The organism is Streptomyces sp. NPDC028635, from assembly GCF_040637635.1.
Lineage (GTDB): Bacteria > Actinomycetota > Actinomycetes > Streptomycetales > Streptomycetaceae > Streptomyces.
This window is the reverse complement of sequence record NZ_JBEZWX010000010.1, coordinates 147105-170977: the sequence shown is the minus strand read 5'-3', so window position 1 is coordinate 170977 and position 23873 is coordinate 147105. Positions and strand designations below refer to the sequence as shown.

At 73.9% G+C, this 23873-nt stretch carries 23 protein-coding genes, 1 tRNA gene and 2 pseudogenes; 15 read left to right on the top strand and 11 right to left on the bottom strand.

Features of this window, described 5'->3' with window-relative positions:
• Window positions 1–180 precede the first annotated feature (180 nt).
• The 5 genes from tdh to AB0E88_RS14030 all read left to right on the top strand — a co-directional run bounded on the left by tdh (window position 181) and on the right by AB0E88_RS14030 (window position 5620).
• A complete protein-coding gene (tdh, locus tag AB0E88_RS14050; RefSeq protein WP_361629108.1) occupies window positions 181–1209 on the top strand; it encodes an L-threonine 3-dehydrogenase in 1029 nt (342 codons plus the stop codon).
• A gap of 46 nt (window positions 1210–1255) precedes the next feature.
• Window positions 1256–2449: a glycine C-acetyltransferase gene (locus AB0E88_RS14045; protein WP_361629105.1), complete on the top strand. Its 1194-nt coding sequence runs from the start codon at window positions 1256–1258 to the stop codon at window positions 2447–2449.
• A gap of 252 nt (window positions 2450–2701) precedes the next feature.
• The gene (locus tag AB0E88_RS14040) at window positions 2702–3604 is read left to right on the top strand and encodes a LysR family transcriptional regulator (protein ID WP_361629102.1); all 903 of its coding nucleotides are present in this window, start codon (window positions 2702–2704) and stop codon (window positions 3602–3604) included.
• 192 nt (window positions 3605–3796) lie between these two features.
• Window positions 3797–4156, top strand: a complete 360-nt coding sequence (locus tag AB0E88_RS14035) for an MmcQ/YjbR family DNA-binding protein (protein WP_361629099.1) — start codon at window positions 3797–3799, stop codon at window positions 4154–4156.
• A 195-nt stretch (window positions 4157–4351) separates the two neighbouring features.
• Window positions 4352–5620, top strand: coding sequence for an MFS transporter (locus tag AB0E88_RS14030; protein WP_361629320.1), 1269 nt, complete (start codon window positions 4352–4354; stop codon window positions 5618–5620).
• A gap of 133 nt (window positions 5621–5753) precedes the next feature.
• On the opposite strand, the gene AB0E88_RS14025 is transcribed toward AB0E88_RS14030, so the two are convergent.
• Together AB0E88_RS14025 and AB0E88_RS14020 are read right to left on the bottom strand one after the other, a co-directional pair.
• Window positions 5754–6692, bottom strand: a complete 939-nt coding sequence (locus tag AB0E88_RS14025; RefSeq protein ID WP_361629096.1) for a transketolase C-terminal domain-containing protein — start codon at window positions 6690–6692, stop codon at window positions 5754–5756.
• A gap of 38 nt (window positions 6693–6730) precedes the next feature.
• The gene (locus tag AB0E88_RS14020; RefSeq protein ID WP_361629093.1) at window positions 6731–7435 is read right to left on the bottom strand and encodes a transketolase; all 705 of its coding nucleotides are present in this window, start codon (window positions 7433–7435) and stop codon (window positions 6731–6733) included.
• A gap of 159 nt (window positions 7436–7594) precedes the next feature.
• Between AB0E88_RS14020 and AB0E88_RS14015 the strand changes: the two genes are divergently transcribed.
• Window positions 7595–7668: transfer RNA gene (locus AB0E88_RS14015), tRNA-Pro, on the top strand.
• A 198-nt stretch (window positions 7669–7866) separates the two neighbouring features.
• Here the strand turns inward: AB0E88_RS14015 and AB0E88_RS14010 are convergent.
• Complete coding sequence (locus tag AB0E88_RS14010; protein WP_361629090.1) at window positions 7867–8964, bottom strand: glycosyltransferase family 2 protein; 1098 nt, start codon at window positions 8962–8964, stop codon at window positions 7867–7869.
• A gap of 131 nt (window positions 8965–9095) precedes the next feature.
• Between AB0E88_RS14010 and AB0E88_RS14005 the strand changes: the two genes are divergently transcribed.
• The 5 genes and pseudogenes from AB0E88_RS14005 to AB0E88_RS13985 all read left to right on the top strand — a co-directional run bounded on the left by AB0E88_RS14005 (window position 9096) and on the right by AB0E88_RS13985 (window position 11908).
• A complete protein-coding gene (locus tag AB0E88_RS14005; protein ID WP_361629087.1) occupies window positions 9096–9755 on the top strand; it encodes a TetR/AcrR family transcriptional regulator in 660 nt (219 codons plus the stop codon).
• A gap of 205 nt (window positions 9756–9960) precedes the next feature.
• A complete protein-coding gene (locus AB0E88_RS14000; protein ID WP_361629084.1) occupies window positions 9961–10137 on the top strand; it encodes a hypothetical protein in 177 nt (58 codons plus the stop codon).
• Between the two features lie 70 nt (window positions 10138–10207).
• Entirely contained in the window at window positions 10208–10858 is a 651-nt protein-coding gene (locus AB0E88_RS13995) for a class E sortase (protein WP_361629081.1), read from the top strand.
• A gap of 65 nt (window positions 10859–10923) precedes the next feature.
• A pseudogene (locus AB0E88_RS13990) lies at window positions 10924–11085 on the top strand (xanthine dehydrogenase); the annotation flags it as partial.
• Window positions 11081–11908: an XdhC family protein gene (locus AB0E88_RS13985; protein WP_361629078.1), complete on the top strand. Its 828-nt coding sequence runs from the start codon at window positions 11081–11083 to the stop codon at window positions 11906–11908. The pseudogene AB0E88_RS13990 and the gene AB0E88_RS13985, both read left to right, overlap by 5 nt.
• Before the next feature lie 13 nt (window positions 11909–11921).
• On the opposite strand, the gene AB0E88_RS13980 is transcribed toward AB0E88_RS13985, so the two are convergent.
• The 3 genes and pseudogenes from AB0E88_RS13980 to AB0E88_RS13970 all read right to left on the bottom strand — a co-directional run bounded on the left by AB0E88_RS13980 (window position 11922) and on the right by AB0E88_RS13970 (window position 15000).
• Complete coding sequence (locus AB0E88_RS13980) at window positions 11922–12449, bottom strand: NUDIX hydrolase family protein (protein WP_361629075.1); 528 nt, start codon at window positions 12447–12449, stop codon at window positions 11922–11924.
• Between the two features lie 24 nt (window positions 12450–12473).
• Entirely contained in the window at window positions 12474–13601 is a 1128-nt protein-coding gene (locus AB0E88_RS13975) for an amidohydrolase family protein (protein WP_361629317.1), read from the bottom strand.
• Window positions 13598–15000 (bottom strand): annotated as a pseudogene (locus tag AB0E88_RS13970) (glutamine synthetase family protein). The gene AB0E88_RS13975 and the pseudogene AB0E88_RS13970 overlap by 4 nt, the downstream one beginning before the upstream one ends.
• A 134-nt stretch (window positions 15001–15134) precedes the next feature.
• On the opposite strand from AB0E88_RS13970, the gene AB0E88_RS13965 reads away from it, so the two are divergent.
• Window positions 15135–15998, top strand: a complete 864-nt coding sequence (locus AB0E88_RS13965) for a Cof-type HAD-IIB family hydrolase (protein ID WP_361629072.1) — start codon at window positions 15135–15137, stop codon at window positions 15996–15998.
• A gap of 4 nt (window positions 15999–16002) precedes the next feature.
• On the opposite strand, the gene AB0E88_RS13960 is transcribed toward AB0E88_RS13965, so the two are convergent.
• Entirely contained in the window at window positions 16003–16623 is a 621-nt protein-coding gene (locus AB0E88_RS13960) for a class I SAM-dependent methyltransferase (protein WP_361629069.1), read from the bottom strand.
• Window positions 16624–16829: 206 nt separating this feature from the next.
• On the opposite strand from AB0E88_RS13960, the gene AB0E88_RS13955 reads away from it, so the two are divergent.
• Window positions 16830–18074, top strand: coding sequence for an amidohydrolase (locus tag AB0E88_RS13955; RefSeq protein WP_361629066.1), 1245 nt, complete (start codon window positions 16830–16832; stop codon window positions 18072–18074).
• A gap of 150 nt (window positions 18075–18224) precedes the next feature.
• Here AB0E88_RS13955 and AB0E88_RS13950 read toward each other — a convergent pair whose 3' ends face one another.
• From AB0E88_RS13950 to AB0E88_RS13935, 4 genes are all read right to left on the bottom strand, one after another.
• A complete protein-coding gene (locus tag AB0E88_RS13950) occupies window positions 18225–18890 on the bottom strand; it encodes an endonuclease (protein ID WP_361629063.1) in 666 nt (221 codons plus the stop codon).
• On the bottom strand, window positions 18887–19219 hold the full coding sequence (locus tag AB0E88_RS13945) for a DUF3140 domain-containing protein (protein WP_361629060.1): 333 nt from the start codon (window positions 19217–19219) through the stop codon (window positions 18887–18889). The genes AB0E88_RS13950 and AB0E88_RS13945 overlap by 4 nt, the downstream gene beginning before the upstream one ends.
• Window positions 19220–19270: 51 nt before the next feature.
• Entirely contained in the window at window positions 19271–19750 is a 480-nt protein-coding gene (locus AB0E88_RS13940; RefSeq protein ID WP_361629057.1) for a DNA starvation/stationary phase protection protein, read from the bottom strand.
• Between the two features lie 180 nt (window positions 19751–19930).
• A complete protein-coding gene (locus tag AB0E88_RS13935) occupies window positions 19931–20755 on the bottom strand; it encodes a lysophospholipase (protein ID WP_361629054.1) in 825 nt (274 codons plus the stop codon).
• Between the two features lie 135 nt (window positions 20756–20890).
• Between AB0E88_RS13935 and AB0E88_RS13930 the strand changes: the two genes are divergently transcribed.
• Both AB0E88_RS13930 and AB0E88_RS13925 read left to right on the top strand, forming a co-directional pair.
• Window positions 20891–22078, top strand: coding sequence for a thiolase family protein (locus tag AB0E88_RS13930; protein ID WP_361629051.1), 1188 nt, complete (start codon window positions 20891–20893; stop codon window positions 22076–22078).
• 224 nt (window positions 22079–22302) lie between these two features.
• Window positions 22303–23814, top strand: coding sequence for a long-chain fatty acid--CoA ligase (locus AB0E88_RS13925; protein ID WP_361629048.1), 1512 nt, complete (start codon window positions 22303–22305; stop codon window positions 23812–23814).
• The last annotated feature ends 59 nt before the right edge of the window (window positions 23815–23873 follow it).

Sequence of the window (23873 nt, the reverse complement as noted above, 5' to 3'; positions counted from 1 at the left end):
CGCCGGTGTGACGACTGGACCGAAGGCGTGAAGGAAAGCTGAGCCGCCGCTTAAGAAAAGCTCGATGGACCCCGGCGTGCGCTATACGGCAGATTGCTGAACGCATTCCCATCCCTCTTCCCGCACGCGGGCTTCTTCGGCCTGCCCGCGCCCGGGCCCGAGCACCACAGGAGCCGTAGCGTGAAGGCGCTGGTCAAGGAGAAGGCGGAGCCCGGACTGTGGCTCACGGACGTGCCGGAGCCGGCCATCGGCCCCGGAGACGTCCTGATCAAGGTGCTGCGCACCGGCATCTGCGGCACCGACCTGCACATCCGGGCCTGGGACGGCTGGGCGCAGCAGGCGATCGACACCCCGCTGGTCATCGGGCACGAGTTCGTCGGCGAGGTCGTCGAGACCGGCCGGGACGTCGCCGACATCGCCGTCGGCGACCGCGTCAGCGGCGAGGGCCATCTGGTGTGCGGCAAGTGCCGCAACTGCCTGGCCGGCCGCCGCCACCTGTGCCGGGCCACCGTCGGCCTCGGTGTCGGGCGCGACGGCGCGTTCGCGGAGTACGTCGCGCTGCCCGCGTCGAACGTGTGGGTGCACCGCGTCCCCGTCGACCTCGACGTCGCCGCGATCTTCGACCCCTTCGGCAACGCCGTGCACACCGCCCTGTCCTTCCCGCTCGTCAACGAGGACGTGCTCATCACCGGCGCCGGCCCGATCGGTCTGATGGCCGCCGCCGTGGCCAAGCACGCCGGGGCCCGCCACGTCGTCATCACCGACGTCAGCGACGAGCGCCTGGAGCTGGCGCGGAAGATCGGCGTCAGCCTCGCCCTGAACGTGGCGCGGGAGCAGATCGCCGACGGCCAGCGCGAGCTGGGTCTGCGCGAGGGGTTCGACATCGGCCTGGAGATGTCCGGCCGGCCCGAGGCGCTGCGCGACATGATCGCCAACATGACGCACGGCGGCCGTATCGCCATGCTCGGCCTGCCCGCCGAGGAGTTCCCGGTCGACTGGGCCCGGATCGTCACCTCGATGATCACCCTCAAGGGGATCTACGGCCGGGAGATGTTCGAGACCTGGTACGCGATGTCGGTGCTGCTGGAGGGCGGCCTCGACCTCGCCCCCGTGATCACCGGCCGCTACGGCTACCGCGACTTCGAGGCGGCGTTCGCGGACGCCGCGAGCGGCAAGGGCGGCAAGGTCATCCTCGACTGGACCGCGTGACCCCGCCCCGGCCCCGTCCCCGCGAGCAATCCTAGGAGCTTTGACGATGTTCGAATCCGTGCGCGACGACCTGCGTGCCACCCTCGACGAGATCCGCGCCGCCGGTCTGCACAAGCCCGAGCGGGTCATCGACACCCCGCAGTCCGCGACCGTCAACGTCACCGCCGGCGGCCGCCCCGGCGAGGTCCTCAACTTCTGCGCCAACAACTACCTCGGCCTCGCCGACCACCCCGAGGTCGTCGCCGCCGCCCACGCGGCGCTGGACCGCTGGGGCTACGGCATGGCCTCGGTCCGCTTCATCTGCGGCACCCAGGAGGTCCACAAGGAGCTGGAGGCGCGCCTGTCGGCGTTCCTCGGCCAGGAGGACACGATCCTGTACTCCTCCTGCTTCGACGCCAACGGCGGTGTCTTCGAGACGCTGCTCGGCGAGGAGGACGCCGTCATCTCCGACGCCCTCAACCACGCCTCCATCATCGACGGCATCCGCCTGTCCAAGGCCCGCCGCTTCCGCTACGCCAACCGGGACCTGGAGGACCTGGAGCGCCAGCTGAAGGAGGCGTCCGGGGCGCGCCGCCGCCTGATCGTCACCGACGGCGTCTTCTCCATGGACGGCTATGTGGCGCCGCTCGCGGAGATCTGCGACCTCGCCGACCGCTACGACGCGATGGTCATGGTCGACGACTCGCACGCCGTCGGCTTCGTCGGCCCCACCGGCCGCGGCACCCCCGAGCTGCACGGCGTGATGGACCGCGTCGACATCATCACCGGCACCCTCGGCAAGGCCCTCGGCGGCGCCTCCGGCGGTTACGTCGCCGCCCGCGCCGAGATCGTCGCGCTGCTGCGCCAGCGCTCGCGGCCGTACCTGTTCTCCAACACGCTCGCCCCGGTGATCGCGGCGGCCTCGCTGAAGGTCCTCGACCTGCTGGAGTCGGCCGACGACCTGCGGGTCCGGCTGAACGAGAACACCGCGCTGTTCCGCCGCCGGATGACCGAGGAGGGCTTCGACATCCTCCCCGGCGACCACGCCATCGCCCCGGTGATGATCGGTGACGCGGCCGTCGCCGGCCGGATGGCCGAGCTGCTGCTGGAGCGCGGCGTGTACGTGATCGGCTTCTCCTACCCGGTCGTCCCGCAGGGCGCCGCCCGCATCCGCGTGCAGCTGTCCGCCGCGCACTCGACCGAGGACGTGAACCGGGCCGTGGACGCGTTCGTCGCCGCGCGGGCGGAACTGGACGCCTGACCGGCACGTGGGGCGTGCCGCGCTGACCGGGGCGCCGGCCTGTCGCGTCGTGGCAGCGTGCCCGGGCCCGGAGCGGTGACGGCCTCCGCCGGTGCGTCGTGACTGCGGCGCGCAGTTCCCCGCGCCCCTTCGGGGCGTGATGCCGGCCGTCGCCGGTCTGGTGCCCGGGCCCCGGCCCGGCTCCCTGACCGGCGACGGTGGTGCCCCGGCCGGACGGCCTGCCCGCTCGGCCGACCTGAGACAATCGATTCCGTGATCGAAGCGCGGCGGCTCCACATCCTCCGTGCGGTGGCCGACCACCGCACCGTGACGGCGGCTGCCGCCGCGCTGTACCTCACCCCGTCGGCGGTCTCCCAGCAGCTCACCGCGCTGGAGCAGGAGACCGGTCACCGCCTGGTCGAGCGCGGCGCCAAGGGCGTACGGCTCACCCCGGCCGGGGAGATCCTGCTCAGCCACACCAACGCCGTCCTCGCCCAGCTGGAGCGGGCCGAGGCGGAACTCGCCGCCTACGGCTCCGGGCAGGCCGGCACGGTCACCGTCGCCGCCTTCGCCACCGGCATCGCGCTGGTCGTCGCGCCCGCGGTGGCCCGGCTCGCCGGGACCGCCCCCGGCATCCGCATCCGCGTCCAGGACGCCGAGGGCGACGCCAGCCTGCCGATGGTGCTGGACCGGCAGGTCGACGTGGCGGTCGCCGTCGAGTACCGCGGGGCGCCGCCCGCCGACGACCCCCGCCTCACCCACATGCCGCTCTACGCCGAGCCGTTCGACGCGGTCGTCCCGGTCAGCCACCGCCTCGCCGACGCCGTCGAGGTCCCCCTCGCCGACCTGGCCAAGGACCCCTGGATCGGCCCCTACCCCGGCAATCCCTGCCACGACGTCGTCGTCCTGGCCTGCGAGCACGCCGGCTTCCAGCCCCGCCTGGAGCACTCCTCCGACGACTTCCGCGCGGTCGTCGCCCTTGCCGCGGCCGACGCCGGAGTGGCCCTCGTGCCGCGCTCGGCGCTGCGCGGCATGGACCTCACCGGCGTCGTCGTCCGCCCGGTCGACGGCGCACCACCGACGCGCCGCGTCTTCGCCGCCGTACGCCGCGGCGCGGAGGAGCACCCGCTGATCCGGCCGGTACTGGACGCGCTGAGCGAGGCGGCCGACATCTGAGGCCGCTCGTGAGGCGTCCGGTCCTCCCACAGGGCTGGTCGGCCGGCCCGCAGGAGCGGGGCGGGCTCCGCCTCGACCCGACACGCGGCGAGCCCCGACGGCGTTCTGCGGCCGACGACCCTGCACTACAAGCAGGTCGCACCGGCCGGCGCCCCCGGGTGAGTGTCAGTGGCGGCGGCTACGGTTCGTGCCATGCCGGATGCCGAAGACGTACGCCGTGTCGCGCTGTCCCTGCCGGACACGACGGAGAAGACCGCCTGGAGCATGCCCACGTTCCGGGTCGCGGGGAAGATGTTCGCCACGCTGCCCGAGGACGAGACCTCCATGGCGGTGCGCTGTCCGAAGGAGGAGCGCGACGAACTCGTGCTGGCCGAACCGGGGAAGTTCTGGATCGCCGGGCACGAGGCGCAGTTCGCCTGGATCCGGGTCAGGCTCCGGGCGCTGGAGGACGAGCGGGAGCTGCGCGACATCCTCGCCGACTCCTGGCGCCAGGCGGCCCCGACCCGACTGCTGGAGTCCTACCCCGAGTTGGGGCAGCCGGCCCCGGAATGACCGTGGGGGAAAACCCCGTGGCGATGTCAGTGGCGGATGGCATGATCCGACGGCAGTGACGGCAAGGGCGGCAGCCGGAGTGGAGGGGGCTCCGGCTGCCACGGGACACCGGGAGGGGAGGGGCCTCGGGTGGGTGACACCAGGAGCGCGCCGGGGGGCGGCGCGGGAGGGGCCGGTGACACCGGAGCCGCGGCGGTGAGCGGCGGGGGAGGGGTGTGGTCGCGGGACTTCACGCTGTTCTTCGTGGCGCGGGCCGTGGCCCGGCTCGGCGACACCATGCTGCCGGTCGCCCTCGCCGCGGGGCTGCTCGAGCGCGGGTACGGCGCGGGCGCGGTCGGACTCGCCATGGCCGCGACCGCCGCCGCGTTCGCCGGGCTCGTCGTCTTCGGCGGGGTCGTCGCCGACCGCTTCTCGACCCGCAAGCTGATGATCGGCGCCGACCTGGTCCGGCTGGGCACCCAGTCCCTGGCCGCCGGCCTGTTCTTCGCCGACCACGTGGTGCTGTGGGAGATCTGCGCGATCGGGTTGGCCAACGGTGTCGCGGGCGCCGTCTTCCAGCCCGGCGTGGCCAGTACCGTCCCCCGTCTCGCCGCCGACATCCAGAGCGCCAACGGCGCCATCCGCATCGCCGAGTCCGCCGCGCAGCTCGCCGGCCCCGCGCTCGCCGGTCTGCTCGTCGGCTTCGCCTCCCCGGGCGGTGTGTTCGCGGCGCACGCCGCCACCTACGCCGTCAGCGCCCTGTGCCTCCTGCTGATCCGGATGCCCCCGCTCGCGCACGGCGAGCGCCCGGTCGGGCGCGGCGCCCGCGCCTTCCGCGCCGATCTCGTCGAGGGCTGGCACGAGTTCCGGGCGCGCACATGGCTGTGGGGGGTGATCGCCGTCTGGTGTCTGTACATGATCGCCGTGTGGGGACCGAGCGTGCCCCTGGTCGCCGCCGAGGTGGTCCAGCACCACGGGCCGCGCGCCTACGGCCTGGTCAACTCCGCCCTCGGCGCCGGCACCGTCGTCGGCGGTCTGCTCGCGCTGCGGCTGCGCCCGCGCCGCATGCTGCGCGCCGGGGCGATCGCCCTGTTCGGCTTCGTCGCCTTTCCGGCGAGCGTCGGCGCGGGCCTCGGCCTGCCCGCCATGGCGGCCGGGGCCGCGGTCGCCGGGGCGGCGATGTCGTTCTGGAGCGTGATGTGGGCGACCAGCGTGCAGACCCAGGTCCCCGCCGACGTCCTCAACCGCATCCACGCCTACGACGTCGCCGGGTCCCTGGCGATGATGCCCGTCGGCCAGGCCCTGGCCGGGCCCGCCGCCTCGGCGCTGGGCGCCGGCCACGTGCTTCTGGTCTCCGCGGCGGCCAGCGTCGTCGTCGCCCTCGCGCTCCTGTCCGTGCCCGCGATACGCGACCTGGTCCGCGCCGACGCGACCCCGCGGCGCGGAACCGCGATTCCGCGGCCGACGCGGACGGAACACGGCTGACCCGGCGCGCGGCAGGCGCTGCCGGAACGCGGCCGGCTCGGGCCGGGCCGATGCGGCCGGAACACGGGACTCGGCCCCGGCCGATGCCGACGGAGAGCGGCCGGCCCGGCGTGCGCCGGTGCGGACGGCCGGCTCACCCCCGGCCGGTGGCGACGTTCACGGCCGGCTCACCCCCCGGCCGCAGGAACCCGGCGATCCGCTCCCGCAGCGAGGCGGCGTCCAGGCCGTGCGCGGCCACGTGCTCCTCGATGGTCCCGTAGCGCCGCAGCTCGCGGCGTCCCACACCGAGCCCCAGCACCCGGTGCGGCAGGTCGGCCAGGGCGTCGTTCGCCGCGGCCGTCGAGGTGCCCGCCAGATACGGCTCGACCAGGACGACGTCCGGCCGTGCCGCGTCGGCCGCCCGGCGCAGGGCCGCCGAGTCGAAGGGCCGCACGGTCGTCGCGTACAGCACCGTCACGTCGAGGCCCTCGGTCGCCTCCAGCACGGCGTCCAGCATCGGCCCCACGGCGACGACGACGCCCTCCCGTCCCTCCCGCACGGTCGAGAACCGCTCCCCGTCGACGGGCCGGCCCTGGGCGTTCGCCTGCACCGACAGCCGCACGTACACCTTGTCGTCGCCCGCCGCGACGGCGTGCCGCAGCAGCGTCTCGGCCTCGTCGGGGTGGCCGGGAACGTGCACGGTCCAGCCGTCCAGCGTGTCCAGCAGCGCCACGTCCCCCGGCGCCATGTGGGTGAAGCCGCCCGCCGGCCAGTCGAAGGAGGCGGCCGCGCTGACCAGCACGGCGCCGAGTCCCTGGTGCCCGAGGTCCAGTTTCACCTGCTCGAAGGGCCGCTCCACCAGAAAGCTGGCGAAGGTGTGCAGCACCGGCCGCAGCCCGGTGAGCGCCAGCCCGGCGCCCGCGCCGACCAGCAGCTGCTCGCGGATGCCGACGTTGACCACCCGGTCCGGATGGCGGCGCGTCGCCTCGGCGAAACCGTCCTTGCCGATCTCGGCGAGCACGACGGCGACCCGCGGATCCTCGTCCAGCAGCCGGGTGAGCACAGGGGCGAACCGCTCGCGCATGGTCTCCATGAGAAAAGCTCTTCCTTCCGGGTCAGAGGGGGCCGGGATCAGGCGTACTTCGGTTCGACACGGGCGACCACGACGTGCGGGCGCCCCGGATGGGATGCGGTGAACGCGGCGTACAGCACGTCGTGGTCGCGGCCGTCCACGGTCACCGCCGACCAGCCCGCCGCCTCGAAGCGGGCCGCGATCCCGCCGGGCCTGGCATGGCTGGCGGAGGCGTTGTCGATCACGACCGTGTGCAGCCGGTCGAGACCGGCCGGCCCGGCGAACGCGATCGCCTCGTGGTTGCTGCCCTCGTCCAGCTCGGCGTCCCCGATCAGCACCCACACCGCCGGATCGGTCAGCTGCCGCGCCCGCAGCCCCAGCGCGGCGCCGACGGCGATCGGCAGCCCGTGCCCGAGCGAGCCGCTGCCGATCTCGGCGCCCGGCACGAGCATCCGGTCCGGGTGGTGCCCGAGCGGCGAGTCGTACGACCCGAAACCGGTCAGCCACTCCACCGGCACGAACCCCTTCGCGGCCAGCACCGCGTAGTACGCCATCGGCCCGTGCCCCTTGGACAGCAGGAACCGGTCCCGTGCCGGGTTGTCGAGCCGGTCCGGAGCGACCCGCAGCACCCGGTCGTACAGCACCCACAGCGCGTCCAGTGTGGACGTGGCGGCCGGCCCGTGCTTCTCGTCGCCGGTCATCAGCCCCATGAGCGCGGGCAGATCGGCGTAGCCGTACCCGCGAACTTCCTCGGTGATCGTCATGCCGACGAGCGTGCAACCTCAACCGGACTTGAGGTCAAGGCCGCCCTTCAGCGGCCTGCGTGCGGCCGTCGGCCCGAAAGGGGCGCGCGACCACCGACGCGAGTGCGGTATTGTTTCCCTGTCCGTTCGGCCGGGGGAAACCCCAGGTCAGGTGGGCAACGGGACGTGGCGCAGCTTGGTAGCGCACTTGACTGGGGGTCAAGGGGTCGCAGGTTCAAATCCTGTCGTCCCGACTTCGCGAAGTCGCGAGTCGGAGGCTGTTTCGGCGAGATGCCGAGGCGGCCTCCTCTGCGTTCCCGGCAACGGGACCGTCCACCGCCCGTCCACCGGTCGCCCCTCACCCGCCGCCCGTCCACCGGTCGCCCCTCACCCGCCCGGCGACCGCTCGGTCGTCGCCCGCCCGGCGCCCCTCACCCGGCGACAGCCCCCGCCTACCAGGTGCGGTCGCGGCGCAGTGCCGACTCCGCCAGCGCCCGGATGTGCACTCCCTGCAGGAACAGGTCGTAGAACCATTCGGGCAGGACCAGCATCGAGGTGGCCGCCACCCGCCATCCCCGGGCCTTGACGGTGATCGCGCGCTCGACGGCGTAGAACCCGGTGAGGGCCAGCCAGAACGGGGCGACGTGCACGCCGGCCCCGGTGGCCAGGTACCACAGGACGGCCCCGACGTAGATGGCGGACACGGCCGTGCCCAGCAGGGCGACGAGCTGTCTGCCCCATCCCTCGCAGGTGTGGCGCGTGAGCCCGTAGTCGAACAGGTTCTCCAGCGCTCCGCGCTTCCAGCGCAGTCTCTGCCGGGCCAGGTCGCCCCAGGTCGGCATGACCTCCGTCGTCATGGTGGCGCGGGAGGGGGCGACCACGCGCCAGCCGCGGTGTTTGAGGGCGAGGGTGAGTTCGTTGTCCTCGGTCAGCACCTTGGTGTCGTAGACGCCGTCCGCTGCCGGGAGCTGCCCGTCGCGTCGGGCGGCCAGGACGTCTCTCAGTGCCGCCACCCGGAACAGGCAGGCGGTGCCCGTCAGACAGAGCACCTTTCCCCGCTTGCGTGCGGTGTCCCGGGCGTACCGGACGTACTCGTTGCGCTGGAACGCGCCGCACAGTCCGCCGCCCTCGCGGCCGCGGAAGTTGCCGCCCACGGCGCCGTAGCCCTCGCGCAGCCTGACCAGCGTCACCTCGATGAAGTCGGGATCGAGGTAGGTGTCGGCGTCCTGGACCAGCACCGCGTCCTCGTCGGCGAGGGCGGGCAGCAGTTCGCCCAGCGCCCCGTTGAGGTTTCCGGCCTTCTTGTGCCGGTTGCCGGCCGAGTGCCGCACCTCCGCGCCCGCGCGGCCCGCGATGCGCTCCAGCTCGGCCGTCGTGCGCGGGTCCCGGTGGGGGTCGAGGGTCACGATCACCCGGTCCGCGGGGTGCGTCTGCCGGCTGAGCGCGTCGAGGACACGGGGCAGTGAGTCGACTTCCTTGTAGGCGGGCACGACCACCACCACCTGGTGTGCGGCGCCGGTGACACAGCGGTGCCCCTCGGTGCGAGACATGACGTCCGCCCTCCGTCGAGCAGAACCGGACGGGTTCCGAAATGTATGTTTACGGCGTATACGTACACTATGGAACCAGGGGGTGCGCAGTCAACGCGAGCGCGCGGCGCCGAGGGGCGTGGAGGTGCGGCATGGCGGCGACGGGACGGGGCGGCGGGTACGGCCGGCTGAGCCGGCGCCGCATGCTGCTCGGCGCCCTTCGGCTGGTGGACCGGGAGGGGCTCGCCGCGCTGAGCATGCGCCGCCTGGGGGCCGAACTCGGCGTCGAGGCGATGGCGCTCTACCGGCACGCGGCGAGCAAGGACGAGCTCCTCGACGGGCTGATCGAGGAGCTGCACCGCGAACACGAGGAGCGCCGGGCCGCCGAGGAGCAGCCGGATGCGGCGGACGGGACGGAGCCCTGGCGCGCCGGCCTGCACCGCATCGCCCGGACGACGTACGAGATCTGCCGGGACCACCCCCGGGCCGCACCCCTGCTGACCACCCGGGTGCTGGAGGCGCCGCTCGCCCGCCGGCCGCCCGCCGTGCTCAAGGAGCACCTGGCGGTACTCGCCCGGCTGCGGGAAGCCGGACTCGACGAGCGCCGCGTTCCCGTCGTCTTCCGCGCCTGCCTCACCTGGATCCACGGCTATCCGGCGGTGGATTTGTGCCTCATGGAGCCCCCGGAGGAGCTGCCGGAACTGCGGGCCGCCACGGCCGCCGAGCCGGGCGGGACGACCGGGCTCGCCACCGGTCTCGACGCGCTGCTCGACCGCCTAGTCGGGCCGGCCGGGGCGCAGACCGAGGGGTAGACGCCGCTGCGGTTGACGTGGGCGGCGCACCGGAGGAGGGTTGTATGTATACGGCGTAAACAGGCGCCGATACGGCGTAAACAAGCGCCTGTCGCGGCGCGACCGGGCGCCGTCGGCACCTCCCTCACGAAAGCGCGCGTATTCACGGACCGGGTTTCCTTTCGGCGTGCTTTTGCTTTTTCCGATCGTGCGAAAGGAGCACCTCATGGCGGATTACACAGGCGCCGGAACCGCGGCTTCCGCCGGTGTCGGTGCAGGCGTCCTGCCCGTCACCGGCCGGGTGGACAGCCTCTGGTTCTGGGTCGTGATGTTCGTCCTCGTCTCGGCGGGATTCGCCCTGCTGCGGCTGGTTCCGCGCCGGGCGCACGACGACGACACCTAGCCCAGCCGGCCCATTCCCGAGGCCGGGCCGCCTGCCCGCGGCCCCGCCGGAACGCCGAGGACGAGGCACCATGCGGACACTGATCCGTCTGTTCGGGTTCGGCCTGATCCTTGCCGGGCTGCTGGTCGGGGGTCTCGCCCTGTACCAGAACCGGCAGCACGACGAGGCCTACGGCCGGGCTCAGCGCGACCTGCGCGCACAACTCGCGCATCCGCCGACGGGGCACGACGAACCGGCCGTCGCCACCGCGAGACCACGGACGCGGACGCGGCCGGATCCCGGGGACGGAACCGCGCTCGCGGTGCTGCGCATCCCGAAATTCGGCGCCGCGTACCACCCGGTGATCGTCGAAGGCGTCACCCCGGACGATCTCACCGAGGGACCGGGGCACTATCCCGGCTCCGCGATGCCCGGCGAGGTCGGCAACTTCGCGGTCGCCGGTCACCGGACGGGCTGGGGCGAGCCGTTCCGGTGGCTGAACACGCTGGTGCGCGGCGACGCACTCGTCGTGGCGTGGCGCGGGCGGACGTACACCTACCGCGTCACCGGCACCAGGACGGTGGAGCCGACGGACGTCGGTGTCGTCCTGCCGGTCCCGAACAGGCCCGGCGTCACGCCCGACCGGGCCCGCATCACCCTCACCACGTGCGCGGACCGCGACCCGCTGACCCGCGCCTACACGCACCGCCTCATCGTCTGGGGAGAACTGGACCGGCCCTGACGTTCCCTCCGCCGCGCCGGCGGCCCGGGTAACCTGGCCCGCGAGCCGACAGGGAGGGCCCGCTCATGCGTGAACTCGCGGACACGGCGCGGCAATGGGCCGCTCAGGGACGGGCCGGAGTGCTCGCCCGGCCACTGACCGAGCGCGGATTCGGGCCCAAGCGGCCGGCCGACGCGCTGCTGATCGACGCGGACGGCCGCTGCCACGGGGCCCTGTACCGGGGTGCCGTCGACCGCCTCCTCGCCGACGAGGCCGCCGCGCTCACCGCCGCGGGCCGCACCGCCCGCGTGTGCGCGGTGGCCGTCCACGCCGACGAGGGTCCACCAGGCGCGGCTGACCTGCGGCGGCCAGGCGGAGATCCTCCTTCAGCCGCTGTCCGCCCTGCCCGCCCGCTGGTGGGACCTGCTCTCCGACGGCGCCGACGCCGCCCTGCTCACCCGCCTCGACGCGTCCCGCGACGAGGCCGTCAGCCGCGTGGTCGAGACCGCCACCGACACCACCGATGCCGTCGCCCCCCATGCCGGCGCCGACTTCTTCTCCGACGCGGCCGCGCAGGCCCGTGCCCTGCTGCGCCGGCACCGGGCGGGGCGCGAGGTCGTGCCGGGCGGCGACGGCGTCGTCCTGATCGAGAGCTGTCCGGCCGTTGTGCACCTGGTGATCGTCGGCGCGGGCGAACTGGCCGAGCTGCTCTTGGCGCAGGCCCGGCTGCTGGGCTGGAACGCCACCGCGACGGAGGACCCGGAGCGCGCCCGTGCGCTGCTGGCCGCCCGCCCGGCCGCCGCCTGCCTGATCGTCCTCAGCCACGAGCCCGAGGTCGACGTGCCGGTGCTGCACACGGCGCTGGCCTCCGGTGTCCCGTACGTCGGCGCGCTCGGTTCCCGGCACACCCAGGAGCGGCGCGCCGCCGCTCTGCTGGACACGGGCCTGGCCAAGGAGCGGCTGAGCGACATCCACGGCCCGATCGGCCTCGACCTCGGCGCGCGCACCCCGGCCGAGACGGCCCTGGCGATCTGCGCCGAGGTCCTCGCGGCACTCGCCGGAAAGCCCTGACGAACGCGGGGTGTCAGTGGGGCAGGCCGAGGTGCGCCAGGGCCTGGCGGAGCAGAAAGCCGTGGCCGCCCGGCATCTCGCTCTGCACGCCCGGCGAGGCCGCCTCGTGCGGGTCGAACCAGACCAGGTCCAGGGCGTCCTGACGCGGCCGGCAGTCCCCGGTCACCGGCACGACGTAGGCGAGGGACACCGCGTGCTGGCGGGGGTCGTGGTACGGCGTGATGCCCTGCGTGGGGAAGTACTCGGCCACCGTGAAGGGCTGGAGCGAGGCCGGGATGCGGGGCAGCGCCACCGGCCCGAGGTCCTTCTCCAGGTGCCGCAGGAGGGCGTCGCGGACCCGCTCGTGGTGCAGGACCCGGCCGGAGACCAGTGTCCGGCTGACCGTTCCGTCCGGCCCGATGCGCAGCAGCAGGCCGATGCTGGTGACTTCGCCGCTGTCGTCGACCCGGACGGGGACGGCCTCCACGTAGAGGATCGGCATGCGCGCCCGCGCCTGCTCCAGCTCGTCGGAGGACAGCCAACCGGGCGTGGTTTCGGTCATGTCAGACATTGTTTGATCATACTTTCAGGAGGGGCCGGAAAGGCGGTAGACCTGGCGGGCGTTGTGTGCTCCCGCCCACTCGGCGATACGCAGCGCGTCCGGAAGGCTCATCTCGTCGGCGGCCACCCGCGCGTCCAGCAGCTCGGCCAGCCCCCGCCGGAAGGCCAGCGCCCCGAGGGCGTAGAACTCGGCCGCACCGCAGGCGTCGGAGCTGTACAGCAGCTTGCGGAACGGCGTGATCTCCAGGGCCTCGGCCAGCACCGCACGCGCGCGGGCCGGGCCGACGTGGTGCAGGGTGAGGCCGACGTCCAGGTGGACCTGCTCGAACACCGCGGCCAGATACGCGGCCTGCCGCTGGTACGGCCAGCAGTGCAGCAGCAGGACCGGGATCGTGCCGGCGGTCAGATGCAGCCAGTCCGTCAGCAGCGCCGGGTCCGAGCGGTGCAGGCGCAGATCGTTGTCGCCGAAGCCGACGTGCAGCTGGAGCGGCAGCCCCAGGTCGACGGCGGTCCACAGCAGGTGCCGTACCAGCACCGGGTCGGTGAGCCGGCCGCCGTGCGCCGGCCAGGCCGCGGCCGCGGCGGTGACCTCCGCGTCCGTGGGGCGGGCCGGGTCCAGCGCGAAACCGGTGCGGTAGGCGGCGACCGACTTCACCGCGACCACGCCGGGCCGCCGTACGGCCTCGAGGGCGGCCGCGCGGAACGCGCCGGCGTACGCGTCCGCCTCGACCCCGCGCGCGGCCACCGACTCCGCGACCGACTCCAGCCGCACCACCTCGTACGCCACCGCCGCTTCCGCCGCCTCGGCGGGGCCGACGGATCCGGCGGGCGCGAAACCGGTGTCGACGCAGTACGCCTCCGTGTGCGCGGCGGCGAGGAAACGCCGGTTCACCTCCCGCGGGCCCAGCTCAGCACGGCGCGCCAGATACTCCTCGGCCGGCGCGTGCCGTTCCAGATCCAGCAGGGGAGCGCAGTACCGGCGTACGGCGAGGCCGACGGGTGTGTCGAAGGTCGACGTCCCGGGCCAGCGCTCGCCCTCGGTGAGCAGCTCCTCGAACCCGGCCCGGTCCAGGTCGGTCGCGACGACACCGTGGCAGTGGTGGTCCACCAGCGGCAGCGCGGCGAGCGCGTCGGCGACGGCGCCCACGGTCAGTACCGCCACCGGTAGGCGGCGGCGACCTGCGCGTCGTCCAGTCCGGCCACGGCGGCGACCTCCCCTTCGCGTACGGCGATCACCGCGTCCGCGAGGACCGGGCCGAGCGCGCCGCGCAGCACCGTGTCCGCCCGGAACCGGTCCACCGCCTCCGTCAGGGACACCGGCAGCCGGTGCACGTCCCGCTTCGCCGCCTCCTCGGCCGGAAGCCGGGCGGGGTCCCCGGTGACCTCGTCGGGCAGTACGGCGCCCGAGGCCAGTCCGTCCAGCCCGGCGGCGAGCAGGCAGCCCAGGGCGAGATAGGGGTTGGCGGCCAGGTCGACGGGCTTGACCTCGACGTTCGCGTCCGACGCGCGGCGGCCCGCCATGCCGGCGATCAGCCGCAGGGCGCACTCGCGGGTCTCCAGGCCCCAGGCGGTGTACACCCCCGCCCACTGCGAGGGCTTCAGCCGCAGATAGCTCGCGGGGCTCGGCGCGGTCACCGCCGTCAGGCCGGGCAGATGGCCGAGGAGGCCCGCCGCGAAGGACTCGCCGTCGGCCGTCATGCCGTACCGGCGCTCGCCGCCCGTGTGCAGGTTGGCCCCGGCCCGCCACGCGGAGAGGTGGACGTGTCCGCCGTTGCCGACGCCCTCGGCGAGCACGGCCGGCGCGAACGACACCCGCAGTCCGTGCCGCCGGGCCACCGTGCGGATCGTGTGCCGCACCAGCACGCTGCGGTCGGCCGCCGCCACCGGGTCGAGGGCACCGACGGAGATCTCGAACTGCCCGGGGGCGTACTCGGGATGCAGCTGGTCGACGTCCACCCCCTGGGCGTGGCAGGCGGCCAGCAGATCGGCGAGGTAGTCGCCGAGCTCCACCTGCCGGTCGGCGCCGTAGGCGGGACCGGTGGCGGCGGGCACGAACTCCCCGTCGGCCGTCGAGCCGAGCCCCACCGACCACTCGATCTCGATCGCGGCGCGGAAGGACAGCCCGTGCGCGCGGGCCGCGTCCGCGGTGATCCGGCGCAGAAAGGTCCGGCTGCACCCGGGATGCGGCTCCCCCTCCTGCGTGATCCGGTCCACGGGCGCCCACGCCCACCCCGGCCTGTCCGCCAGCACGGTCAGGCGGTCCAGGTCGGGGAAGAGACGCAGATCGCCGTCCGGGGAGCCGAGCACGTCGGTGGTGGCGATGCCGTCGCCCGCCAGGAAGGTGTCGAACACCGGGACATCCCGACGCCCCACGCCGCCGCCGAGGCGAGCTTGGCGGTCGGGACGGTCTTGATCCGGGTGACCCCGGCGGTGTCGACGTACGCCAGCACGATCCCCTGCACGCCCCGGCCGGAGAGCTCACCGGCCAGCGCGGTGGCCCGCTCGACGTCTCCTGGGCGTCCGCCGGGGACGGGATCGGCAAGGGTGGTCATCGCATCCTCCTCGTCGCACCGGGCGTCGCCGCCTCATTGTGCCGTCCGGTGATCACGCTGTCCCGGGAATCGGGACAAGGGCGCGCAGACACCTCCCGTAGGGTGGAAAGGACGCCCCCGACCGAGAGCAGGACATGCCCTACAGCAGCGCGCCCCTGGTCAGCACCCCCGAGCCCCGCTCCGGTGACGCCCCCGCCGACATCAGGCTGATCGTCACCGACATGGACGGCACGCTCCTGGACGACGACAAGCAGGTCCCGCCCGGCCTGTGGCGGACGCTGGAGCTGCTGCGCGAGCGGGGTGTGCTGTTCAGCCCGGCGAGCGGACGCCAGTACGCCACCCTCGCCAGGCAGTTCGCGGACGTCGCCGACGGCATGGTGTTCATCGCCGAGAACGGCACGTACGTCGTGCGCGACGGCGTCGAGCTGAGCTCCGACCCGCTGCGGCGGGAGGCCGCCGCCGGCGTCGTCGGCGCGGCCCGCCGTCTCGCGGCCGGCGGCGTCGACCTCGGCGTCGTGCTGTGCGGCAAGCGGGCCGCGTACGTCGAGCGCAGCGACGAGGCGTTCCTCGCCGAGGTGCGCAAGTACTACGCCGAGCACCGCGTCGTGCCGGACGTCACCGCCGTCGACGACGACTTCATCAAGGTCGCGCTGTACGACTTCGGCTCGGCCGAGCACGGCACCGCCCCCGGGCTCGCGGAGTTCGCCGGCACCCACCAGGTCGTCGTCTCCGGCGAGCACTGGGTGGACGTGATGAACCGCACCGCCGACAAGGGCGCCGCCGTCCGCCGCCTGCAGCGCGAGCTGAGCATCACCCCGGCCCAGACCATGGTGTTCGGCGACTACCTCAACGACCTTCAGATGCTGGACGCCGCCGAGTGGTCCTTCGCGATGGCCGGCGCCCACCCGGAGGTCGTGCGCCGCGCCCGGCACCTGGCCCCGTCGAACAACGACAACGGCGTCCTGCGCACCATCGCCCGCGTCCTTGGGCTGCCGTAGCGGCTCAGCCGGCGACCCGGCCGACCAGCACGAACTCGTTGTACGGGAAGACACCGCCGACGGCCCGGGGGAAGGGGAAGGAGTACGTCCGCGCGACGGCGATGCCCGCCTTCTGCGCGTGCCGGTCCAGTTCCTCGAAGCCGACGAAACGCACATGCGTGGCGTCGGTCCGGTAACCGGCCTCCTGCGGCGTGATCAGCACGACCGACCCGCCCGGCTTGACCAGCGGCAGGTACTGCTCGAGCACGCTCTGGGCGAGGTCCTCGTCCATGTGCTCCAGGACGTGCGCGCACAGCAGGCTGTCGAACGAGCCCGGCCCGCACTCGGGTGCCTCGGCCAGCTCTTCCGGCGTGTACGCGGTCAGCCCCCGCTCACGGCACATGGCCACGGAGTGCGCGTTGTGGTCGACGCCGACGCTGTCGGGTCCGCAGTTCAGCAGGTTGCGGCCGAGCCCGCAGCCCACGTCGAGAACCCGGCCGAGGCGCAGACGCCGCAGATTCCACCGGTACGGGGCCTGGGTCGGCAGCAGCCGTCGGATCCCGGCCTTCTCCAGCCGGGCGAGCCGCTGGGTGTAACCGGAGGATGCTGTTGCTGAGCCAAGAGCTTCGTCCTGGACTCCGGACATCGGTGACCGCCGTCCTTTCGGGTTCACGCAGGTGATCTCTGCCACAACCTATGACGTGGAACGGGCGCCGCACGGAAACGAATCGGCCATTCTCATATTTTCACCTTGCCGTCACTTGCGGTAGCGGCCGTGCGAGCGCGGGGGTCTGGAGCCGGCCCGGTCCGGCGGCGGAGAATCGCCGCAGCCGATCACGAGGAGGCAGCAGCATGATCGATCCGGCCGCCGTGGCCCGCCGGGCGCGCGAGGTGACCGACGCGGTGAAGGCCGCGGAGCTCGAGGACTTCTACCGCGACCTGCACCGCCATCCCGAGCTCGCCTTCCAGGAGCACCGCACCGCGGGCAGGCTCGCCGCACGGCTCGACGCGGCCGGATACGCGGTGACCGAGGGCGTCGCCGGCACCGGCGTGGTGGGGGTGCTGGCCAACGGCGACGGGCCGGTGGTGTGGCTGCGCGGAGACATGGACGCGCTGCCGGTACGGGAGGCGACCGGGCTGCCGTACGCCTCGACGGTGGACGGGGTGATGCACGCCTGCGGTCACGATCTGCACGTCACCTGGCTGGCCGGGGCCGCCGAGGCCCTGGCGGCGGCCCGCGCCACCTGGTCCGGCACGCTCGTGGTGATCGGCCAGCCCGCCGAGGAGAGCGGCGGGGGAGCGGGCGCGATGGTCGCGGACGGCCTGCACGAACGCTTCCCGCACCCCGACGTCCTGTTCGGCCAGCACGTCGCCCCCGGCCCGGCCGGGTTCTACCCGCACACCCCCGGCCTCACCATGTCGGCCGCGGACGACATCGACGTCGTCGTGCGCGGCGTCGGCGGCCACGGCTCACGCCCCGAGTCCACCGTCGATCCGGTCGTGACGGCGGCGTACATCGTCACCCGGCTGCAGACCGTGGTCGCCCGCGAGGTGGCCGCGAAGGATTCGGCGGTGCTGACGGTGGGTCAGTTCCACGCCGGCACCAAGCACAACATCATCCCGGACGAGGCCCGGCTCGCGCTGAACCTGCGCACCCAGAACCCGGTGGTACGCGAACGCGTCCTCACCGCCGTCCGGCGGATCGTGGAGGGCGAGTGCGCGGCGGCCGGCTGCCCGCTCCCGCCCGAGCTGACCGTGCACCAGGGCTACCCGAACACCGTCAACGACGCCGCCCTGGACGGCGAGATCGCATCGGTGCACCGCGCGCTGTTCGGCGAGCACACCGTCTTCGACTTCGGTCCGGCCATGGGCAGCGAGGACTTCTCGCTGCTGGCGCCGCAGGGCGTGCCGTACGACTACTGGTACGTCACCTCGACACCGGCCCCGGTGTGGGAGGCGGCCCCCGGCGAGGATCTGGCCGAGAAGTTCGGCAACGTCCCCGGCAACCACAGCCCCCTGTTCGCCCCCGACCCGGCGGTCCTGCTGCCGGGCGTCCAGACCCTGGTCGCGGCGGCCCTCACCCGCCTGGCGACCTGAGCGCAACGCGCGGGCGGCGGGCGGCGACCCGGGACCCCGGCCTTCGCGGAGCGCGGGGTTGGCGGGCCCGGGACCCCGACTCGAGCGGAGCGCGCGGGCGGCGGCCCGGGACCGCCGTCCGCACGGGCCGCCGCCGCATGCCGTACGGGCTCAGCCTCTCTGGACCCGCCGCCGCACGTCGTCCACGACCGCTTTGTCCAACGCGGCCCGCACCAACGCCGCGGCCAGCACCGCCGTGTCCGCGCCCCCCGCGAGCCGCACCAGCTCACCGGGGTCCTCCGGCAGCCCGAGCCGCGCGGCGCCCTGCAGTGCCTTGGCGTCCACCAGCGGGCCCACCTCCCCCCACACCCGCTGCACCTCCCGCAGAAAGATGTCCGCGCCGGCCGGCCCCACGCCCGGCACCTCCCGCAGCAGCCGCCGCAGCGTCTCCGTGTCGCCGCCCGCCTCCTCGCGCAGTCGCCGCAGGTCCCCCCGCCATCGCGCCATGACGAGCTCGGCCCCCTCGCCCAGCATGGTCGCCGTGCGCTCGTCGTAGCGCCGGTAGCCGCCCCGCCCCAGCGCGTCGACCCGCGCCTGCCAGTCCGCCTCGGCCATCCGGCGCGGATCGCGCAACCCGGCCGCGTCCAGCTCGCGCGCGGCGGCGATCGCCACCGAGGCCCGGATCCGGGCGCTGAGCAGCATCGCCAGTACCAGGAGCCGGTACAGCGGCTGCGGCGTGTCCCGCAGCCGGATGCCGGCCTCCTCGGCGTACGTGCGCCCGTGGGCGCGCACCAGCTCCCTTACCAGTTCCCGCAGCGCGCGCCGGTCGTCGCTCACGGCTTCAGCGGGTCGTGTCCGATCGTCATCAGCCGGTGCCGGCGGCGGGTGTCCTCGGCCTGCGGCTCGTTCTCGACGTCGGCCTCCTCCTCCACCGTCTCCACGACCTTCCGCATCACCCGCAGGTCGTCCTGGGTGAGGTCGGTGCGCCGCTTCTGCAGGATGGCCAGCACGTGCTGCCCGGTCGGGCTCCCCGCCTCCTCCGGCAGGGGCTCGGTGTCCTCGGCGGCGTCCCGCACCTTCAGCCAGGCGGCCAGCTCGGCGGAGGTCATGTTCACCGCGCGGTGGAAGTCCTGCCACAGCGCGTCGAGTTCCAGGGCGTCGGTCATCAGCTGCCCCTTTCGTTGTGTCGCACGGCTCACGGGGTTTCCGGATGCCCGTCAGTCCCGCGGGAAGTTCTCCGCCTCGAACATCCACCGCTGCTTCTCCAGCTCGGCGGTGATGCCGATGAGCAGGTCCTGGGTGACCGGGTCGGGCTTGTCGGTGGCCGCGATACGGGTCCGCAGCCGGGTGACGGCCTCCTCCAGGGACCGCACCATCAGCCCCACGACCTCCGTGTCACGCAGCCAGCCCTCCTTCGCGCCGGGCAGCCCGTAGGCGGCGGCGACGGTCTCGGGGCGGCCGTCCGGTGTCACACCCAGGGCCGCGGCACGCTCCGCCACGGTGTCGGCGAAGCCGCGCGCGGCCGAGACCACCTCGTCCAGCTGGAGGTGGACCGAGCGGAACCGCGGCCCCACCACGTTCCAGTGCGCCTGCTTGGCCACCAGTGACAGGCCGAGCAGGTCCACGAGGGTCTCCTGCAGGGCCTCGCCGGTGACCAGGCGGGCGTCCTCGGGCAGCGTGCTCTTCACCACGGTCATGGCGCGCTTCTCCTCCTCACGTCGTCCTCAAAGCCCGGAGCGGCCCGGCCCGCACGTTCCCGCGGGTCCCGACCCGCCGGCGGCGTGCCGCGGCCACCCCATGGGCGCGCGGGTGCCCGTGCCTCGGGGCGGCCAAACCGCGACGCCGGGGGAGGCGTCCGGGATGCGGCCCGAGCCGTCTCAGGACGTGAGCACCCGGTCCAGGAAGTCGGTGAGGTCGGCGAACACCTCGTCCTTGTTGGTCTCGTGGAAGACCTCGTGGCGCGCGCCGCCGTAGACACGCTCGGTCGGCCCGCCGTCCCCGGCCAGCCGCTCCACGCCGACCCGGCTGCCCGGCAGCGGGACGAGCCGGTCGTCGTCGCCGTGCAGCCACAGCACCGGCAGCCGCCCCACGTCACCGCCCTTCGCCACGCTCTCCAGCGTGCGCACGAAGGCCTCGAGCGTCGGCCGCTTCATCGGCCCGTGCCACACCAGCGGGTCCGCCGCGTACGCCGCCCCCACCGCCGGATCACGGGAGAGCGCCGCCGGGCTGATGGGGATGTCCGGGACCGCGCCGAGCCGCTCGGCGTGCGCGAGCAGCCGCTCCGGCGTCTCCCACGCACCGATCACCGGCCCGGACAGCACCAGCGCGGCCAGCTCGTCGCCGTACCGCTGGGCGTAGCGGGAGGCGATCAGGCCGCCCATGGAGTGGCCGATCAGCGCCACCGGCAGCCCGGGGTGCGCGGCCCGCGCGAGGCGGGCCACCGCGTGCACGTCGGTGACGACGTCCTCGAAGTCCTCGATCACCACCCGCTCGCCCGCCGACCGGCCGTGGCCGGTGTGATCCGGCCCGTACACGGCCGCGCCATGCTCCAGGAGTACGGTCGCGAGGCCTTCGTAGCGGCCGATGTGCTCGCCGTAGCCGTGCACGACGAGGGCGAGGTGCCGGGCGCGCGGGTTCGGCCACTCACGGGCGACGATGGTGCCGCGGGTTCCGGTCAGGACGTGCTCGCGGGACTCGGCCATGTCTCCTCCGCCGGGTGGGTGCAGCTGGCAAGGGGGGATCTTCCCAGGGAGCGGTCCCGCGGTCTATAGTCCAAAACTAGCAGTGCTAATTAAGAGCTCGCTGGTCCACAGCGCCGTCGGTCAGGAGTCCTTCCGTTGCGTCCCGTCCACTTCGCGGCCGCCCGTCGCACCCCCATCGGCAAGCTGCGCGGCGCGCTGTCCTCCGTCCGCCCCGACGACCTCGCCGCCGCGGTGATCCGCGGCCTGGTCGCCGACGTGCCCGCCCTCGATCCCGCCCGCATCGACGACGTCTACTGGGGCGCCGCCAACCAGGCGGGCGAGGACAACCGCAACGTCGCCCGCATGGCCGCCCTGCTCGCGGGCCTGCCCGAGACCGTCCCCGGCGCCACCGTCAACCGGCTGTGCGCCTCCGGCCTCGAAGCGGTCACCGCCGCCGCCCGCACGATCGCCGCGGGCGAGGCCGACCTCGTGATCGCGGGCGGCTCGGAGTCGATGAGCCGCGCCCCCTTCGTCCTGCCCCGCCCCGACGAGGCCCTGCCGCACCGCATCGAGACCCACGACACCCGGCTCGGCTGGCGGCTCGTCAACCCGGCGATGAAGGACCTGCACGGTCTGCTGGCCATGGGCGAGACCGCCGAGGAGGTCGCCGCACGGTACGGCATCGGGCGGGAACGGCAGGACGAGTTCGCGCTGCGCAGCCACCAACGCGCCGCCGAGGCACGCAAGCTGGGCCACTTCGACGACGAACTCCTGCCCGTCCGGCGTCCGGACGGCACGGTCGTCGACACCGACGAATGCGTCCGCGAGGACACCTCCTACGACAAGCTCGCCCGGCTGAGGCCCGTCTTCCGCCCCGAGGGCACGGTCACCGCGGGCAACGCCTCCCCGATGAACGACGGCGCGGCCGGCCTGATCCTGGCCAGCGAGGAGGCGCTGAACGAGCTGGGCCTGGAGTCCATGGGCCAGTACGTCGCCGGCGGCTCCGCGGGCGTCCACCCCGACGTCATGGGCATCGGCCCGGTCCCGGCCACCCGCAAGGTGCTCGCCCGCGCCGGCTGGAGCATCGGCGAGGTGCAGGAGGCCGAGTTCAACGAGGCGTTCGCCGCCCAGGCCCTCGCCTGCGTGGACCAGCTCGGCATCGACCCCGACATCGTCAACGCGAGCGGCGGCGCCATCGCGCTGGGCCACCCGCTCGGCTGCTCCGGCGCCCGCATCCTGACCACCCTGCTGCACCGCATGCGCCGCACCGGCGCCGAGCGCGGCCTCGCCACGATGTGCGTGGGAGTCGGCCAGGGCAGCGCGGTGCTGGTCGAGAGGCACTGAGCACAGCGCTCCCGGTCGCGGGGCGCCGGTCGAGAGGCGCCGAGCACGGCGGTCCCGGTCGCGGGGCGCTGGTCGAGAGGCGCCGAGCACGGCGGTCCCGGTCGCGGGGCGGCCGGGCCCGGCGCACGGCGGCTCCGCAGCGAGGAGCCGAACGGGGGCTGAACGGGGGCTCCCCTTCAGGGGATCCGGTAACACGAGCCGCAAGGAATCGGAGCGACACTTCCATGGCAACCCTCTCCCTGGCCGTCATCCTCGCCGAGAACGCCCGGCGCCGTCCGCAGAAGACCGCCCTGATCGAGGGCGAGCGGCGGCTGACCTTCGCCGAGGTGTGGCGACAGGCGCTGGCGCAGGCCGGCGCGCTGGCCGGGCTGGGCGTGGCGCCGGGGGACCGCGTCGCCCTCATGGCACCCAACACCGCCGAGTTCCCGCTCGCCTACTACGCCGTCGCCGCGGCCGGCGGAGTCGTCGTCCCGGTGCACCTGCTGCTGTCGGCGCCGGAGGTCGAGCACGTGCTGCGCGACAGCGGCGCCACCCTGCTGCTGGTCCACCCCGCGCAGGCGGAGACCGGGCGGGCCGCCGCCGAGACCACCGGCGTGCGGGTCGTCACCCTCGGCGAGGAGTTCGACAAGCTGGCGGCGGACGCCGAACCGCTCCCGTCGTACGTCACCCGCGCCGCCGACGACCCGGCCGTCGTCTTCTACACCAGCGGCACCACCGGCGTCCCCAAGGGCGCCGTGCTGAGCCACTTCAACCTGGTGATGAACGCGACCGTCAACGCCTTCGACGCCAACGACATCCGCCCCGACGACATCGCGCTGGGCGCGCTGCCGCTCTTCCACGCCTTCGGGCAGACGGTGTCGATGAACTCCACCTGGCGGGCGGGCGCCACCCTCGTCCTGCTGCCCCGCTTCGACGCGGCGCGCGCGATCGAGCTGATGGTGACGGAGCACGTGAACACCTTCCACGGTGTTCCCACCATGTTCGTCTCGCTGGCCGCCGCGGCCGCCGGCGCGCCGGCCCTGCCCGAGCTGCGGGTGTGCATCTCCGGCGGCGCCTCGCTGCCCGTCGCGGTGCTGGAGCGGTTCGAGGCGGCCTTCGGCGCGCCGATCTACGAGGGGTACGGGCTGTCGGAGACCTCGCCGACGGCGACGGTCAACCAGCCCTGGTTCGGCACGAGGGCCGGCACCATCGGACACCCGCTGTGGGGCGTCGACGTGGAGATCGCCCGCGCCGAGGTCGAGGACCGCGTCGAACTGCTGCCGCCCGGTGAGCTGGGCGAGGTCGTCATCCGCGGCCACAACGTCTTCTCCGGCTACCTCGGCCGCCCCGAGGCGACCGCTCAGGCCGTCGTCGACGGCTGGTTCCGCACCGGCGATCTCGGCACCAAGGACGAGGAGGGCTTCCTGCGGATCGTCGACCGCAAGAAGGACGTCATCATCCGCGGCGGCTACAACGTCTACCCGCGCGAGGTCGAGGAGGTCCTGATGCGTCACCCCGGCATCGCCCAGGTCGCCGTGATCGGCCTGCCGGACGAGCTGCACGGCGAGGAGGTGTGCGCGGTCGTCGTGCCGGCGCCGGGCACCTCACCGGACGCCGCCGCGCTCACCGAGTGGTCCAAGGAGCACCTGGGCCGGCACAAGTACCCGCGACGCGTGGAGTTCGCCGACGCGCTGCCGCTGGGCCCGAGCATGAAGGTGCTCAAGCGGGAGCTGCGCACGCAGTACGCCGGAGGCTGAGGCCCGCGTCCGCGACGGCGCCCGTTCGCCGACCGGCGGCCGGTCGGCGAGACGGGACC

Excerpts from the sequence above, each read along its gene's own strand:
- AB0E88_RS13940 (WP_361629057.1), bottom strand. The coding sequence starts at position 19,750 with ATGACCGTGGTGAAGAGCACGCTGCCCGAGGACGCCCGCCTGGTCACC.
- AB0E88_RS13965 (WP_361629072.1), top strand. The coding sequence starts at position 15,135 with ATGCCCTACAGCAGCGCGCCCCTGGTCAGCACCCCCGAGCCCCGCTCC.
- AB0E88_RS13945 (WP_361629060.1), bottom strand. The coding sequence starts at position 19,219 with ATGACCGACGCCCTGGAACTCGACGCGCTGTGGCAGGACTTCCACCGC.
- AB0E88_RS14025 (WP_361629096.1), bottom strand. The coding sequence starts at position 6,692 with ATGGAGACCATGCGCGAGCGGTTCGCCCCTGTGCTCACCCGGCTGCTG.
- AB0E88_RS13980 (WP_361629075.1), bottom strand. The coding sequence starts at position 12,449 with ATGACCGAAACCACGCCCGGTTGGCTGTCCTCCGACGAGCTGGAGCAG.
- AB0E88_RS13995 (WP_361629081.1), top strand. The coding sequence starts at position 10,208 with ATGCGGACACTGATCCGTCTGTTCGGGTTCGGCCTGATCCTTGCCGGG.
- AB0E88_RS13925 (WP_361629048.1), top strand. The coding sequence starts at position 22,303 with ATGGCAACCCTCTCCCTGGCCGTCATCCTCGCCGAGAACGCCCGGCGC.
- AB0E88_RS14005 (WP_361629087.1), top strand. The coding sequence starts at position 9,096 with ATGGCGGCGACGGGACGGGGCGGCGGGTACGGCCGGCTGAGCCGGCGC.
- AB0E88_RS14045 (WP_361629105.1), top strand. The coding sequence starts at position 1,256 with ATGTTCGAATCCGTGCGCGACGACCTGCGTGCCACCCTCGACGAGATC.
- AB0E88_RS14010 (WP_361629090.1), bottom strand. The coding sequence starts at position 8,964 with ATGTCTCGCACCGAGGGGCACCGCTGTGTCACCGGCGCCGCACACCAG.
- AB0E88_RS13955 (WP_361629066.1), top strand. The coding sequence starts at position 16,830 with ATGATCGATCCGGCCGCCGTGGCCCGCCGGGCGCGCGAGGTGACCGAC.
- AB0E88_RS14000 (WP_361629084.1), top strand. The coding sequence starts at position 9,961 with ATGGCGGATTACACAGGCGCCGGAACCGCGGCTTCCGCCGGTGTCGGT.
- AB0E88_RS13935 (WP_361629054.1), bottom strand. The coding sequence starts at position 20,755 with ATGGCCGAGTCCCGCGAGCACGTCCTGACCGGAACCCGCGGCACCATC.
- AB0E88_RS14020 (WP_361629093.1), bottom strand. The coding sequence starts at position 7,435 with ATGACGATCACCGAGGAAGTTCGCGGGTACGGCTACGCCGATCTGCCC.
- AB0E88_RS14035 (WP_361629099.1), top strand. The coding sequence starts at position 3,797 with ATGCCGGATGCCGAAGACGTACGCCGTGTCGCGCTGTCCCTGCCGGAC.
- AB0E88_RS13960 (WP_361629069.1), bottom strand. The coding sequence starts at position 16,623 with ATGTCCGGAGTCCAGGACGAAGCTCTTGGCTCAGCAACAGCATCCTCC.